This window comes from Rhodococcus sp. ZPP, from assembly GCF_017656075.1.
GTDB lineage: Bacteria > Actinomycetota > Actinomycetes > Mycobacteriales > Mycobacteriaceae > Rhodococcus_F > Rhodococcus_F oxybenzonivorans.
Window position 1 is genome coordinate 2599034 of the sequence record NZ_CP058638.1, and the last position, 13681, is coordinate 2612714.

Annotated in this window: 13 protein-coding genes; 6 read left to right on the top strand and 7 right to left on the bottom strand. The window is 66.8% G+C overall.

What is annotated here, in order from left to right; all coding sequences use genetic code 11:
- The first annotated feature begins 72 nt into the window (after nucleotides 1–72).
- Nucleotides 73–2214, top strand: coding sequence for a serine/threonine-protein kinase (locus HYG77_RS12330; protein WP_208962799.1), 2142 nt, complete (start codon nucleotides 73–75; stop codon nucleotides 2212–2214).
- A 7-nt stretch (nucleotides 2215–2221) separates the two neighbouring features.
- Here the strand turns inward: HYG77_RS12330 and hpt are convergent, their stop codons facing one another.
- From hpt to dacB, 4 genes are read right to left on the bottom strand one after another with little or no spacing between them, the layout of a single operon-like run.
- Nucleotides 2222–2776 (bottom strand): hypoxanthine phosphoribosyltransferase, encoded by a 555-nt coding sequence (gene hpt, locus HYG77_RS12335; protein WP_109326452.1) that lies wholly within the window; start codon nucleotides 2774–2776, stop codon nucleotides 2222–2224.
- A 4-nt stretch (nucleotides 2777–2780) separates the two neighbouring features.
- Entirely contained in the window at nucleotides 2781–3758 is a 978-nt protein-coding gene (tilS, locus tag HYG77_RS12340; protein WP_208962800.1) for a tRNA lysidine(34) synthetase TilS, read from the bottom strand.
- Between the two features lie 8 nt (nucleotides 3759–3766).
- Nucleotides 3767–4813: a zinc-dependent metalloprotease gene (locus tag HYG77_RS12345; protein ID WP_208962801.1), complete on the bottom strand. Its 1047-nt coding sequence runs from the start codon at nucleotides 4811–4813 to the stop codon at nucleotides 3767–3769.
- A complete protein-coding gene (gene dacB, locus HYG77_RS12350; RefSeq protein WP_208963360.1) occupies nucleotides 4813–6198 on the bottom strand; it encodes a D-alanyl-D-alanine carboxypeptidase/D-alanyl-D-alanine-endopeptidase in 1386 nt (461 codons plus the stop codon). The genes HYG77_RS12345 and dacB overlap by 1 nt, the downstream gene beginning before the upstream one ends.
- A 135-nt stretch (nucleotides 6199–6333) precedes the next feature.
- Here dacB and HYG77_RS12355 point away from each other — a divergent pair, with 135 nt between their 5' ends.
- Nucleotides 6334–6825: an inorganic diphosphatase gene (locus tag HYG77_RS12355; protein ID WP_109326430.1), complete on the top strand. Its 492-nt coding sequence runs from the start codon at nucleotides 6334–6336 to the stop codon at nucleotides 6823–6825.
- A 55-nt stretch (nucleotides 6826–6880) separates the two neighbouring features.
- Here HYG77_RS12355 and HYG77_RS12360 read toward each other — a convergent pair whose 3' ends face one another.
- Both HYG77_RS12360 and HYG77_RS12365 read right to left on the bottom strand, forming a co-directional pair.
- A complete protein-coding gene (locus HYG77_RS12360; protein ID WP_208962802.1) occupies nucleotides 6881–8578 on the bottom strand; it encodes an MDR family MFS transporter in 1698 nt (565 codons plus the stop codon).
- A 115-nt stretch (nucleotides 8579–8693) separates the two neighbouring features.
- Nucleotides 8694–9524, bottom strand: a complete 831-nt coding sequence (locus HYG77_RS12365) for a crotonase/enoyl-CoA hydratase family protein (RefSeq protein ID WP_109326425.1) — start codon at nucleotides 9522–9524, stop codon at nucleotides 8694–8696.
- Between the two features lie 120 nt (nucleotides 9525–9644).
- Here HYG77_RS12365 and HYG77_RS12370 point away from each other — a divergent pair, with 120 nt between their 5' ends.
- Entirely contained in the window at nucleotides 9645–10712 is a 1068-nt protein-coding gene (locus tag HYG77_RS12370) for an alpha/beta fold hydrolase (RefSeq protein ID WP_208962803.1), read from the top strand.
- A gap of 4 nt (nucleotides 10713–10716) precedes the next feature.
- Here the strand turns inward: HYG77_RS12370 and HYG77_RS12375 are convergent, their stop codons facing one another.
- The gene (locus HYG77_RS12375; protein WP_208963361.1) at nucleotides 10717–11295 is read right to left on the bottom strand and encodes a TetR/AcrR family transcriptional regulator; all 579 of its coding nucleotides are present in this window, start codon (nucleotides 11293–11295) and stop codon (nucleotides 10717–10719) included.
- A gap of 123 nt (nucleotides 11296–11418) precedes the next feature.
- Between HYG77_RS12375 and HYG77_RS12380 the strand changes: the two genes are divergently transcribed.
- From HYG77_RS12380 to HYG77_RS12390, 3 genes are all read left to right on the top strand, one after another.
- Nucleotides 11419–12468 (top strand): hypothetical protein, encoded by a 1050-nt coding sequence (locus HYG77_RS12380; protein WP_208962804.1) that lies wholly within the window; start codon nucleotides 11419–11421, stop codon nucleotides 12466–12468.
- 76 nt (nucleotides 12469–12544) lie between these two features.
- Complete coding sequence (locus tag HYG77_RS12385) at nucleotides 12545–13018, top strand: YbaK/EbsC family protein (RefSeq protein ID WP_109326418.1); 474 nt, start codon at nucleotides 12545–12547, stop codon at nucleotides 13016–13018.
- Between the two features lie 38 nt (nucleotides 13019–13056).
- Complete coding sequence (locus HYG77_RS12390) at nucleotides 13057–13617, top strand: flavin reductase family protein (RefSeq protein WP_109326417.1); 561 nt, start codon at nucleotides 13057–13059, stop codon at nucleotides 13615–13617.
- Nucleotides 13618–13681: the final 64 nt, after the last annotated feature.

A 13681-nucleotide genomic window follows, 5' to 3' on the forward strand; every position in this document is an offset into this window, starting at 1 on the left:
GTCCGCGGGGTTACCATTCGCTTGTCCCCGGACGGGGCTCGCTACACCCGCCCAGTAGAACCTCGAAGCGCTATGACCAGAGGAAACGGGTCGGGCAGAGACAGATCAGCCGCTGAATCAACCTCTGCCGAAGAGACCGTCGGAGTCCAGAACTCCGACCACGAGAGCAGTGAAGCGACGGTCGCGGCCGGCCCGTCGCCAGTGAGCGGTGAGCGAACCATGTCTGCACAGCTCGGCGGTGAGCGAACCGTTTCTGGACAGCTGAGCGGTGAGCGAACGGCTGCTGCTCCGACGATTGACGGTGAGCGAACGGCTGCTGCTCCCACACTGGGCGCCGAGCGGCCGAGCGAGAGTAGCCGCACTGTCACCGCCGTTCCCGTCGACACCCTGATCACCAGACCGCCGACCCGAGAGACCCTCGACGATGTCGAGGTCGGCCAGCAGGTCGACGACTTCGATCTGCTGATGGGTTTGGGCAGCGGCGCGTTCGGCCGGGTGTTCCTGGCCCGGCAGCGTTCGATGCAACGCCTCGTTGCGGTGAAGATCTCGCACGACCACGGCAACGAACCGCAAACTCTCGCGCAACTCGACCACGACTACATCGTGCGGGTGTTCGATCAGCGACTACTCGAGGACCGCAAGCTCCGCCTGCTCTATATGCAGTACCTACCGGGTGGGACGCTGCTGCGTGTGCTGCGGCGCGTCCGCGTCACACCCGAACGCGAGCGGAACGGCAGCCTCCTACTCGAGGTAGTGGACGAGGAAATGCGGGAGAAGGGTGAGATCCGGCCCACCGATTCGAGTGTCCGGGCGGAGATAGCGTCGTTGACCTGGCCGGAAACGATCGCGTGGCTGGGCAGGCGGCTGGCGGACGCCCTCGACTACGCCGGCAAACGTGGGGTTCTGCACCGCGACATCAAACCGGCCAACATCCTGCTCACGGCCGAGGGTGTGCCCAAGCTTGCCGACTTCAACATCAGTTTCAGCGACTCCGTCTCGGGAGCGTCACCGCTGGCCTACTTCGGTGGATCCCTCGCCTACATGTCGCCCGAGCAGCTCGAAGCGTGTCATCGCGGCATGCCGGGCACCGCGGCCGATCTGGACACCCGCAGCGACATCTTCGCGCTGGGTGTAATGCTGTGGGAGTTGATGTGCGGGCGACGCCCCTTCCCCGACGAGGACGTGTCGAGTGAGTCGCTGGTCGGGCTCGAGGCGATGCTGGATCACCGCAGTCGCGCCATCGATCCCGAGTTCCTCGACCACCTGCCCTACGACTGCCCCGCATCGTTGCGACGCGTGTTGCTGACCTGCCTGTCGCCGAAGCCCGAAGGGCGCTGGTCGAGCGGAGCGGAGCTGGCCAAGCAGTTCGACCTCTGCCTCAATCCGCGCGCCCGCGACCTCGTCGACCCGCCGCCACACAGTTGGCGCATGCGGTTGCGCCGCTGGGCCCTGCCGATCCTCGTCGTCGGTATCGCGGCGCCGAACGCTCTGGCCGGAATCTACAACTATCACCACAACAAGATGCTGATCATCAGTGCGCTGACTCCGGAGGTGCAGCGTTCCTTCGAGCAGATACAGCTGGTGATCAACTCGATTGCGTTTCCGCTGGGCGCGATCCTGCTGCTGTACTGGTGCCGCTATCCCCTATTGGTGCCGCGCGGGCTGCGCAAGGGGCGCACGTACGACCGGCACACTCTCACCCGCGCGCGCACCGACACCCTCCTGCTCGGCGACCGCGTCGTGCTGGTCGTGTTCGGGTTGTGGTTCGTCGCGGGGGTCGCTTATCCGATTTCCCTGCAGCTGGCGGCCGGGGGCGTTCCGCCGGGCGCATACGTCCACTTCATCGCGTCACTGATCGTGTGCGGCGCGGTGTCGGTGGCGTACCCGTTCTTCGTCGTCGCCTTCTTCGCGGTGCGCTGCATCTATCCCAGCCTGCTACCGCAGGACATCGCCAGTAGTGCCGATGCGCAGAAACTTCGGGGCTTGGATCGACGCAGCACCCTGTATCTCGCGGTGGCCGCGTCGGTTCCGCTCGCCGGTGTGGCCGGCGTGACCTTCCTGTCGCCTGACGAGATCACTCTGGTGATCATCGCGGTCCGCATTCTGTGCCTCGGCGGGATCGTCGCGTTCGTCGGTGTCTACTGGCTGTTCCGCCAACTGGAGGAGGACCTGCGGGCACTCGAACCCGTCGTGTCCCACGAGTCCGTGCGCTAGCGGCTGCTCAGCCGCCGTAGACGGAAGGCTCGAGAGTTCCGATATATGGCAGGTCGCGGTACCGCTCGGCGTAGTCGAGTCCGTATCCGACCACGAACTCGTTGGGGATGTCGAAGCCGACATTCGCGACGTTGACGTCGACCTTGATGGCATCTGGCTTGCGGAGCAACGTGACCACCTCGAGCGATGCCGGATTGCGGCTCGACAGGTTACGCATCAGCCAGGACAGCGTCAGCCCGGAGTCGATGATGTCCTCGACGATGAGCACGTGCCGACCGGCGATGTCCTTGTCGAGATCCTTGAGGATGCGGACGACGCCCGAGGACGATGTCGACGATCCGTAGGAGCTGACGGCCATGAATTCCATCTGCGTGGGGATGGGCAGTGCCCGCGCAAAGTCGGTCATGAAGAAGATGGCGCCCTTCAGAACACCGACCAGGAGTAAATCCCCTTCAGGGGTTCCCTCCGGGTATCGCTTCGCGATCTCCTCGGCCAGCTCGACGGTACGTCGACGAATCTCGTCTTCGGAGATCAGTACCGATGCGATGTCGCCTTCGTACACGCGGTCAAACCCTTCGTCGGTCGTCCAATCCGACGTTCAGCCTGCCACGTCGTCGGCAGACCACCAACCTGGCGTCCGGTGTCCCGCCGCCGACTGCGACCGGACCCTGCCCACGCCACTGCACGACGAGGTCGTCGACGGCCCGTAACTGTTTGTCACCGAGCGCCCGCGCGCCCGCCGCGAGAAGCCACGTCCGCAACACCCGCCGGCGTATCGGCGGTGCGACATCCGCCAGGGCTGCGACGTCGAGCTCTCCGTCGACCACGGCACGCGCACCGACCGTGTCCGCGGCCGAGTCGAGGACGGCGCCCTCTTCGCGCAACTGCTCGCCGGTGCGGGCGAGCGCACCCGCGACACCGCCGCCGAGGACGTCCTCGAGCAGCGGCAGTACCTCCGTGCGCAAGCGGACCCTGGTGAAGTCCGGGGATGCGTTGTGCGGGTCCTCGTGCGGGAGGAGTCCGAGTTCGCTGCACGCCTGGTGGGTGACAGCTCGTCGGACGCCGAGCAGTGGGCGTCCCCACGGGCTGTCGTAGGCGCTCATTCCCCAGATGGATCGGCCGCCCGATCCTCTGGCCAGGCCCAGCAGCACGGTCTCGGCCTGATCGTCCAGGGTGTGGCCCAGCAACACCGGATCGCTCCGACGGGCCGAGTCGAGAGCACGGTAGCGGGCGTCCCGGGCGGCCGCCTCGAGTCCGCCGGAACCGGTCACGTCGACGCCCAGCACCTCGGTGGACACGCACCCGAGTGCGCGGGCGCGGGCGGCTGCTTCCTGTGCCACGTCGGCGGAACCGGTCTGCAGCCGGTGATCGACCACCAGGGCGCGGACCGTGCGCGCTTCCGCCGCCGCTGCGGCCGTCAATGCCAGTGAGTCGGCACCACCGGACAGCGCCACCGCGACCACACCGCCGGGACAGTGCTGTACGAGCCAGCGTCGCACTGCGTGGCGCACCTCGAGAATCGCCGGCTCCTCGGGAAGCAGCACTGCGAGTCTCAGCCCAGTACCCGCGACACCCAGTCGGCCGGGCGATCGATCTCGGCCAGCCGGGGCAGGGTGTCGGGGCCGGTCCAGATCACGTTAAATCGGTCCATGCCGACTTCGCCGACGACGGTGTCGACGAACGCCTTGCCGCGGACGTATTGCGCCATCTTCGCGTCCATCCCGAGCAGCGCCCGGATCAGACGCTGCACCGGGTTGCTCTTGCGGCGGCGCCGGTTGTCGAATGCAGCGCGGATCGTGGTGACCGACGGGACCACGGCCGGCCCGACCGCGTCCATCACGTGATCGGCGTGCCCCTCGAGGAGGGTGCCGAGAACCAGGAGACGGTCGAGGGCCTCGCGTTGCGGTTCGGCCTGGGTGGCGCGCAGCAGTCCGACGATTCCACCGGGGGCGGCGGACGCATCCGGATCCGGGCGCCCGCGGTCACGCACCGCGGCCGACAGCCGTCCGACGACATCGGCCACCGACTCGTCGTCGGATGTTCCCAGGGTGTCGACCGCATCCTGCATGTACTGCGTCAGCCAGGGCGAGGACGAGAACTGGACCCGATGGGTCACCTCGTGCAGGCACACCCACAACCGGAAGTCGCTCGGGTTCACGCGCAGTGCCCGCTCGACGGTCACCACGTTCGGCGCCACCAGCAGTAGGGTTCCGTTGTCCCCGGTGAAGGGGTCGTACTGGCCGAGGATCGCCGAGGACAGGTAGGCGAGCATGGCACCGGCCTGGATACCGGCCGGCTTTCCCAGGAGGAGTCCGGGTGCGGAGTCGCCGCCGGTGAGCTGCGACATCGAATGGGCAGCGGCGTGAATCCACCCCGCCCGGTCGAGGATCTGGGCCGTCGGTACGGGCAGTCCGTCAGCCAGGCCGGTCACTTCCCGAACCGGCAGTTCCGCGCGCATGGACGCGTCGGCCAACTCCGCGACGACGGCCTCGGCCGTGTACCGCGAGGTGGCCGGACCGCTCCGGGCCAGCTTCACCCCCGTCCGGGCAGCGAGTTTCCAGTCGACGACTCCACTGAACGCATTCGTGTCGGGGGCCATCACTGGCACCCGCACGTGCGGAGGGCGGCCGCCAGTGCGTCGAGAGCGGGGCGACTGATCTCCGGGGGCCGGTCGTTGGACATCAGCGCGAAGGTCAGCACCCGGCCGTTCTGGTCCACGACGTACCCGGCGAGCGCGCTCGCAGTGGACAGCGTGCCGGTTTTCGCGCGCACCCACCCGGCACCGGTGCGGTTGCCCGACGCGTAGCGGTCCGAGAGACTTCCCGTCGCTCCGGCCACGGGCAAGTAGTCGAGCATGGGCCGCAGCGCGGGCGTGCCGTCTCCCGCGGCAGCGGTCAGAACCTGGTCGAGCAGTTGGGGTGCGATGCGGTTGTCGACGGACAACCCGCTGGCGTCGTGCAGAGTGAGGCCCGACATGTCGAATCCGGCCTCGAACAGCTTCTGGCCGATCGTGGCGACGGCTCCCGCGAACGAAGCGTCTGCGCCGGCATTCATGGCAACCTCCCGCCCGATCGCTTCGGCAAGCACATTGTCCGAGTGTTCCATCATTTGCCGCAACCGGTCACGAAGCGGCGCAGAGTCCACGGAAGCGATGGTGGCCGCACCCGGTGCCGCGACACCGGTCGTGACCGCGGACGGGCTCACCCCGAGCGCGCTTGCCAGCGCCCGCCCGGCGTCCAGCGCCGGCGTGGTGGTTCGCGGCGACTCGTCCACCAGAGGATCTGCCCGCCCGCCGTCGATCATGAGCGGTTCGGTGGGAGTGATGAAGCCGGCGCCGACATCAGCCGGGAACCAGCCCTGTGCCATGGTCCCGCCCGTATAGACGCCGGTGTCGACCACGATGTCGGTGGCGGCGACGCCCGCCGCCCGGATCTGATCCACCAACTGGGACAGATGCGCCGCGCCGGGGTAATAGCCGTTCTCGCCCACCGGTTTCGCGGTGATCGTGGGGTCACCCCCTGCGACGAGCACGATTTCTCCGGGATTCGCGCCCTGAACAACCTTGGTGGTCACCCGGTGATCGGACGGCAACGACAGCAGCGCCGCCGCCGCCGTCAGCACCTTGGTGGTGGAGGCGGGCGTCATCGGCGTCTGCGGGGCGACGCTCCACAACACCTGCCCGGTGACGGCATCGGCCACCGTGCCGCTGAACTTTCCGAGCGCCGGGTCGGCGGACGCCGGGCCGAGTGCCGCGGCGATTCCCCGCGGCGTCGGCAACGGCGCGTCGTCCGGAACGGGTGTGACCTGCGGCGCCGCGGTGATCGGCGCAGGGACCGGCGCGATAGTCAGCTCGCCGCGGCTCGCCGAGGCGCCTTGCGTGCTGACGGCGATCACGAGGACGGCGGCCACGGCGAGCACCGCCACGACTACCGCTGCGAGGAGCATCCGCATGTTCCGACGGTGACGTCCCGCTAACGAGCCCATCTTCTTCTTTCCCTGGCCCGGCAACGCGCCTCCGTGTTCTTCACTTGCATCTCGTGGGTGGTCAGCACACCAACCTTATCCTCGACCCGATATCCTTCCCCGGAATCATCACCGACACGACAGCGAGGAATCGGCGTGGAGTTCGACGTCACCATCGAGATCCCCAAGGGTCAGCGAAACAAGTACGAGGTCGACCACGAGACCGGTCGCGTAAAGCTGGACCGTTACCTCTACACGGCATTCGGCTACCCGGCCGACTACGGCTTCATCGAGAACACGCTCGGCGAGGACGGCGACCCGCTGGACGCGCTTGTGCTGCTTCCTGAGTCGGTGTTCCCCGGCGTGATCGTCGAGGCGCGCCCGGTCGGTATGTTCAAGATGGTCGACGAGGCCGGCGGCGACGACAAGGTGCTGTGCGTGCCCGCGGGTGACCCGCGCTGGGATCACATTCAGGACATCGGCGACGTTCCCCAGTTCGAGCTGGACGCCATCAAGCACTTCTTCGTCCACTACAAGGACCTCGAGCCCGGCAAGCACGTCGAGGCCGCCGACTGGGTGGGGCTGTCCGAGGCCAAGGCCGAGGTCGAGGCGTCGTTCAAGCGTCTGAAGGACACCGGCGGGCACTGACCGATCCGACCAACGCACGGCGCCCATCCCCTGCGGGGTGGGCGCCGTTGTCGTCTCACACCTCCGCTTCGCCCCGCGCCGCTGCCTGAAGTCCGGACTCGCTGCGGAGCGGTACTTCCTTCCACAGGACGGTGAGGACGAAGGCGACGACGGCGAGCATCGACACGCTGAGGAAGACGGATCCGATGGCGTCGGCGAATCCCTCCCGGAAGGGCAGGGCCAGAACTTCGTCGAGTTTTCCGATCACCGAACTGTCCGTGAGGACGCCGCTCACGCCGGCGCGGTCGGGGCTGAGCATTCCCTGGCCCATGGCGGCCTCGGCGGGGTCGTTGCTCTGCGCGGCCGCGGCGACGGCTCGACGGAAGTCGGGTGTGCCGGCTGCGGCGGTCACTCGTTCGCCGATGGCCGGGGTGAGGCGGGAGAAGAGGATCGACAGGAAGATCGCGACGCCGGCGGTGCCGCCGATCTGCCGAAAGAACGTGGCCGCTCCGGTCGACACCCCCATGTCCTGTGGGGGTAGCGCGTTCTGAATGGCCAGGGTGAGCGGCTGCATCAGGTTTCCGAGACCGAGTCCCAGAATCAGCATGAATGCCATCACGACGGGCATCGGGGTGTCGGCGGCCAGCGTGTGCAGAAGGAACGCGCCTACCGCGATCAGGGCGGTACCCAGAATCGGGAAATACCGGTACCGGCCGGTCCGCGAGATCATTTGACCGCTGACCACCGATCCGGCCATCAGACCGAGGACCATCGGGAGGATCTGGAAACCGGCGAGGGTCGGGCTCGAGCCCTTCACCACCTGGAGATACTGAGGTAGGAGGGTGATGCCGCCGAACATGACGGCGCCCACGACGAGACTGATCACGACGCCGAGCGCGAACGTGCTGTTGCGGAAGAAGCGCATCGGGATGAGGGCGTCGTCCTTCATCGCCAGCTCCACGAGCACGAAGGCCAGCACTCCGGTGACGCCGATGACGTAGCACGCCAACGACTTCGAGCTGTCCCATCCCCAGCTGCGCCCCTGTTCGGCGACCACGAGCAACGGCACCACACCCACCGCGAGAGCGATCGCACCCCACCAGTCGATCCGCCGGCTTCCGCTCGGTCGCCGCGGCAGGTGCAGCACCCGGGATACGACGGTGAGCGCGACGAGTCCCACCGGCACGTTGACGAGGAAAACCCAACGCCAGCCGTCGATTCCGAGGAGCTCGTCCTGTCCGGCGAACACCCCGCCGAGGACCGGTCCGAGGACGCTGGACGTGCCGAACACGGCCAGGAAGTAGCCCTGGTACTTGGCCCGTTCACGCGGGGAGACGATGTCGCCGATGATGGTGAGCGCCAACGAGAACAGACCGCCGGCGCCGAGTCCCTGAACTGCGCGGAAGGCGGCGAGCATGTAGATCGACGTCGAGAACGTGCACAAGACCGAGCCAATCACGAACACCGTGATCGCGAACATGAAGAACGGCTTGCGGCCGTAGATGTCGGACAGTTTGCCGTAGAGCGGCGTCGCCAGGGTTGCGGTGACGAGGTACGCGGTGGTCGCCCACGCCTGCAGTGAATACCCGTCGAGGTCGTCGGCGATGGTCCGGATCGCCGTCGCCACGATCGTCTGGTCGAGCGCGGCCAGGAACATGCCGAGCATCAAGCCACTGAGTACAGCCAAGATCTGCCGGTGGGTGTAGGCCACCGGCGTTTCGACCGAATTCGACACTGTTTCCTCGCTGCGCTGTCGTTTACTTGTAGTCCGCAAGTATGCGAGCGCGGCGAGGTTCCGGGCAACTGATGAACTGGGCTTTACCTGCGGATAAGTGTCTGTGAACGCAACAGCCGCACCCCGGAGGGTGCGGCTGTGGTCAGCGAACGGGCTATTCGCCCGTGAACTCGGGCTCCCGCTTCTCGAAGACGGCGGTGATCGCCTCGGTCAGGTCCTGCGACGGGAGGAAGGCTGCGTTCCAGGCGGCGACGTAACGCAGGCTGTCGTTGACCGCGGCCGAGCGGGAGTGGTCGAGAACGTCCTTGATCCCCTGCACCACCAGCGGTGGGTTCGCCGCGATTTCGGTGGCGGTGGCGTGCGCCGCCGCGAGCACGGCGTCCGCGTCCTCGTACACGTCGTTAATCAATCCGATCTTCTCGGCGCGTGCCGAATCGATGTCCTTGCCGGTGAGTGCGAGTTCGCGCAAGTGTCCGTCACCGATGATCGCGGGAAGCCTGGCGAAGCTACCCATGTCTGCGACGATCGCGACCTTCACTTCGCGGATGCTGAACCGCGCGTCAGCGCTGGCGTAGCGGATGTCGGCCGCCGAGATCAGATCGACGCCGCCGCCGATGCACCAGCCGTGAACTGCAGCGATAACAGGCTTGCGGCAGTCGGCCACCGCGTTGATGCCGGACTGCATGCGCTTGATCGTGTCGTGGAAGGCCGTGCGTGGGCCGGCTTGGGCTTTGTCCGCCAGGACTGCTCCGAAGCTCCCGCTCATGGCCGGTAGGTCGAGGCCGAAGGAGAAGTGCTTGCCCGAACCGGCGATGACGACGGCGCGCACCTCCGGGTCGGCGTCCAGCTCACCGAAGATTTCGGGGAGTTCACTCCAGAAATCGGGGCCCATCGCGTTGCCCTTCCCGGGCCCGATGAGTGTCACCCGCGCGACGCGGTCCTTCCGCTCGACGGTGAACGCGTTCCAGGTCTTCGATTCGGTCATTACTCAAGGGTAACCATCGCTCCGAGGCGCGACGGTCGATGTCCGCGAGAAGTCGAACTAACTGTATGTTGTCGTCACAGTTATCTGATCTCGGATCGGCATCACCACGAGAGGACCCCCGTGCTCGACATCGCCTGGACCCCCACCCTCGACACGCTCACCCGCAACGCGTGGCGACTGTCCTTCGGTGGTGGTATCGCGCCGGTGGAGCGCACACCCTCGACCTTGATCGCGGAAGGTCCCCATCGAGACCTCTACCGCTTCGACGGCAACTCGATCAGCGACGACCGCCCCGTCCTTCTCGTCCCCCCGTTGGCCGCGCCCGCGCAGTGCTTCGACCTCCGGCCGGGACAGAGCCTGGCCGCGCACCTCGTCGACTCCGGCAAGGCGACGTACCTCCTGGACTACGGGTCGATGGGCTACGCCGACCGCGGCCTCGGGTTCGAGGACTGGATCGAAGACATCATCCCGACCGCGGTCGAGCAAGTGTCCCGTTTCCACGACGAAGCTCCCGTCGACCTGATCGGATGGAGCCTCGGCGGAACCCTGTCGTTGTTGACGGCCGCTGGCCGCGGCGACCTTCCCATCGGTTCGGTCACCGCGATCGGAACACCGATCGACTACCGCGCCGTCTCGATGATCGCGCCGTTGCGGACCGTGGGCCGTTTCACCGGAGACCGGCCGCTCACCGCCGTGACCGGGATGATGGGCGGCCTTCCGGCGCCACTCGTCCAGGCGAGTTATCGATTCACCGCACTGCAGCGGGAACTCACCAAGCCATGGTTCATCGCGCGCAATCTGCACGACACGGAGACCCTCGCCCGCATGGAGTCCATCGACCGGTTCATGGCAGATATGCCGGGTTACCCCGCACGATTCTTCCAGCAGGTCTGCACGCAGTTGATCCTCGGGAACGCCCTCGTCGCAGGCAAGTTCGAGACGCGAAACGGGCCGTTGTCACTGGCGGACATCAGCGTTCCGGTGCTGGCGATCGGCGGCACCGAGGACGTCATCGCCCCCGTCGCCTCTGTCCGGGCCGCTACCGAAGTGCTGACGGGATCGCCGTCGGCGCGGTACGAGTCGGCTCCCGGTAGTCACCTGGGCCTGGTGGCCGGACCGACTGCGCGCACGACCACCTGGGCACACATCGACGCGTTCCTCGACGACGCCGTCGCGCGCATCGCATGAGGGGTCAAGCCCGGCCGGTGCCTGCGACAGCACCAGCGAACAGCGCTGTGACGGCCGCTCCCATCGTCGTCTGATCCACCTCTTCGGGATCGACCGAGTGCTCGAGCACCAAGCCCGAGATCAGTGCCATCAGAGAAATGGCCGTGGTTCGCACGTCGAGGGTGTCTTCGACTCCCCATTCGCGGGCACGCTCACCGATCAGCTCGACGAGCCGCGACCGTAGGTGTCGTCGTTCGCGAAGGTAGGCCTGCGCGATCTGTGGATCCCGTGCAGCGAGTACGCCGAACTCGAGCACCAACAACGACCACCCCGGCTCGCGCATCATCCACGAAGCGATCGCCTCGCCGCCTTTCCCGACTGCGGCCGACGGATTCAGCCCCGCTATTTCGGCGAGGACACGGCCGGCGAGTTCGAGTGAACGCTGGGCGAAAAGTTCGGCGAACAGGTCCTGTTTCGACTCGAAGTTCGAGTAAACGGCACCCTTGGTAAATCCCGCGCGCCGCGCAACCTCGGTGAGACGCGCGGCGTTGAAGCCCCGTTCCGCGAACTCGTCCGCCGCCGCGTCGAGCAGTCGTTGCCGCACGACATCACGTCCCGGACGCGTCGTCGGCGTCCACTCGGTGTGACGACTGTCGTGTTGACCATGTTCGGACACGATACCTACGGTATTGAATACCCGAGGTATCGACAAGGACGAGGATTACTGATGACCACGACCGAGACCGAACACGCCCCTTTCTCGCCGCAACACCCGGACGGCCCCGCGTCCAGGTACGGCACACCGAAGGTCATGGTGGCACTCGTTCTCGGTGTTCTCGTGCTGCAGCTCGGTTTCATCCTCAGCTATGTGGCCGCATTCCATCAGCCCACTCCCCGCGGTATCGAGATTGCGGTCGTGGCCGCACCCGGACTGCCGCCCGGCGTCGACCAACAGGTCGCCGACCGGCTCAATGGGATCGACGGACGCCCGCTCGACGCGCGCATCGTGTCCGACACGGCGCAGGCGCGGCGGCTCTTGCATGCCCGCGAGATTCAGGGCGCCTACGTGGTCGAACCAGTCGGTGCGGACACGCTGATCACGGCGAGCGCCGGTGGAAGTTCCATCTCCTCTGCCCTCGAGTCGGTGTTCACACAGGTCGACAACGCGCAGGGACGGCAGTTCACGGTTCGTGACGAGATCCCGGTGGGCGTCCACGACAATCGCGGACTGTCCGGCTTCTACCTGTCGGTCGGCTGGGTGGTCGGCGGCTACCTCCTTGCGGCCGCGATCGGGCTGTTCATCGGAGCACCTACGTCGCTGCGGCAGGCGGCGGCACACGTCGGCGTTCTCTTCGGATACGCCGTGATCTCCGGCGCTCTGGGTGCAGTGATCACCACGCACGTGCTGGGCACCTTCGCCGGCCACTGGTTTCCCCTCTGGCTCCTCGGTACCGGGGTCGTCTTCGGGACAGCCGTGTTCACGTTGGGACTGCGGGCGGCGATCGGAGTCCTTGCCGTGCCGCTCGCCATCGCCGTGTTCGTGATCCTCGGCAACCCGAGTGCGGGCGGTGCTTTCGGTTCCAACGTCATCCCCACCTTCTACGCGGCGATCGGACGGTGGATCACCCCAGGTGCGGGGACGGAGGGTGTCCGCAGCATCGTTTACTTCGACGATGTGGGTGCGGGTGCGCCTGCGCTGACTCTGGCGCTCTACGCCCTGCTCGGACTTGCGTTGCTCTTCGGCTTCACCGCCCGCCGGGTTTCCAGGCCGGAATAGACCACGCCCAGTGTCGATGTCGTCTCGGACGACGCGTCCTCGTGTCGTTCCGGAGTTATGGCCCTACTCTTGGTTCATGCCGACGCCCCTGCACCCCCACGCCGCGCATGTCGCCGAAACTCTGATCGCGCGAGGACACCACGGGGTCATCGTCACCCAGCCGGAATCCGTTCACACCGCCGACGAGGCAGCGAAGGCTTTGGGTGTGGACATCGGGGCCATCACCAAGTCGTTGGTGTTCCTTCTGGACGACGACCCGATCCTGCTCCTGGTGTCGGGGGCACACGAGGTCGACCTCGCGAACACCGGCAAACGACTGCAGGGAAACCTGACGCGGGCACCGCTCGAGATGGTGCGGATCGCCACCGGACAGCCGATCGGCGGCATCGCCCCGCTCGGGCACCCCACGAACCTGCCGACCTATGTGGACAACGCACTGGCCAAGCATTCGGAGTTGTGGGCCGCCGCCGGACACCCCGACACCGTGTTCCGCACGTCTTTCTCCGAGCTGGTGCGCATTACCGCGGGCCTCGCCATCGACGTCGACTGATTCTCACGATCGGCCACCCGCCTATAGTTGACGCCATCATGGCGAAGAACACCGATTCCGTCCGCGCCGCGGGCGGCGAGGCCGAGGCCGAACTTGCTACCGGGATCAGCGCCGAGGACTACCGCGCCGCGCTGCGGCGTCATCCGGCGGGAGTCACTATCGTGACGCTCGATTCCGAGGCCGGGCCGGTGGGGTTCACGGCCACGTCCTTTGCGTCCGTCTCCCTGAATCCGCCGCTGGTGTCGTTCAACATCGCGCATTCCTCGTCCAGCATCGGCGCGCTGCATTCCGCCGATTCCCTGGTGATCCACCTGCTCGGCGAACATCAGCAGCATCTGGCGCAGCGATTCGCACGCAGCGCCGATCAACGATTCGCGGACCGGTCGCTCTGGGCTCGGCTCGACACCGGTGAGCCGGTGCTGCACGGGACCCCGAGCTGGCTCCGGGTCACCGTGGACCAGTTGATTCCGGTCGGTGATCACACGCTGGTCATTGGGCTGGTCACGCGGGTTCACGCCGAGGACGACGACGAGTCCGCCGCCGCACCCCTTCTGTATCACGAGGGGCGGTACTACCGGCCGACCCCGCTCGACAACTGACATCGCACGACGCCGTGGGCCCGGAATCCTGAGATTCCCGGCCCACGGCGTCGTATGCGACTGC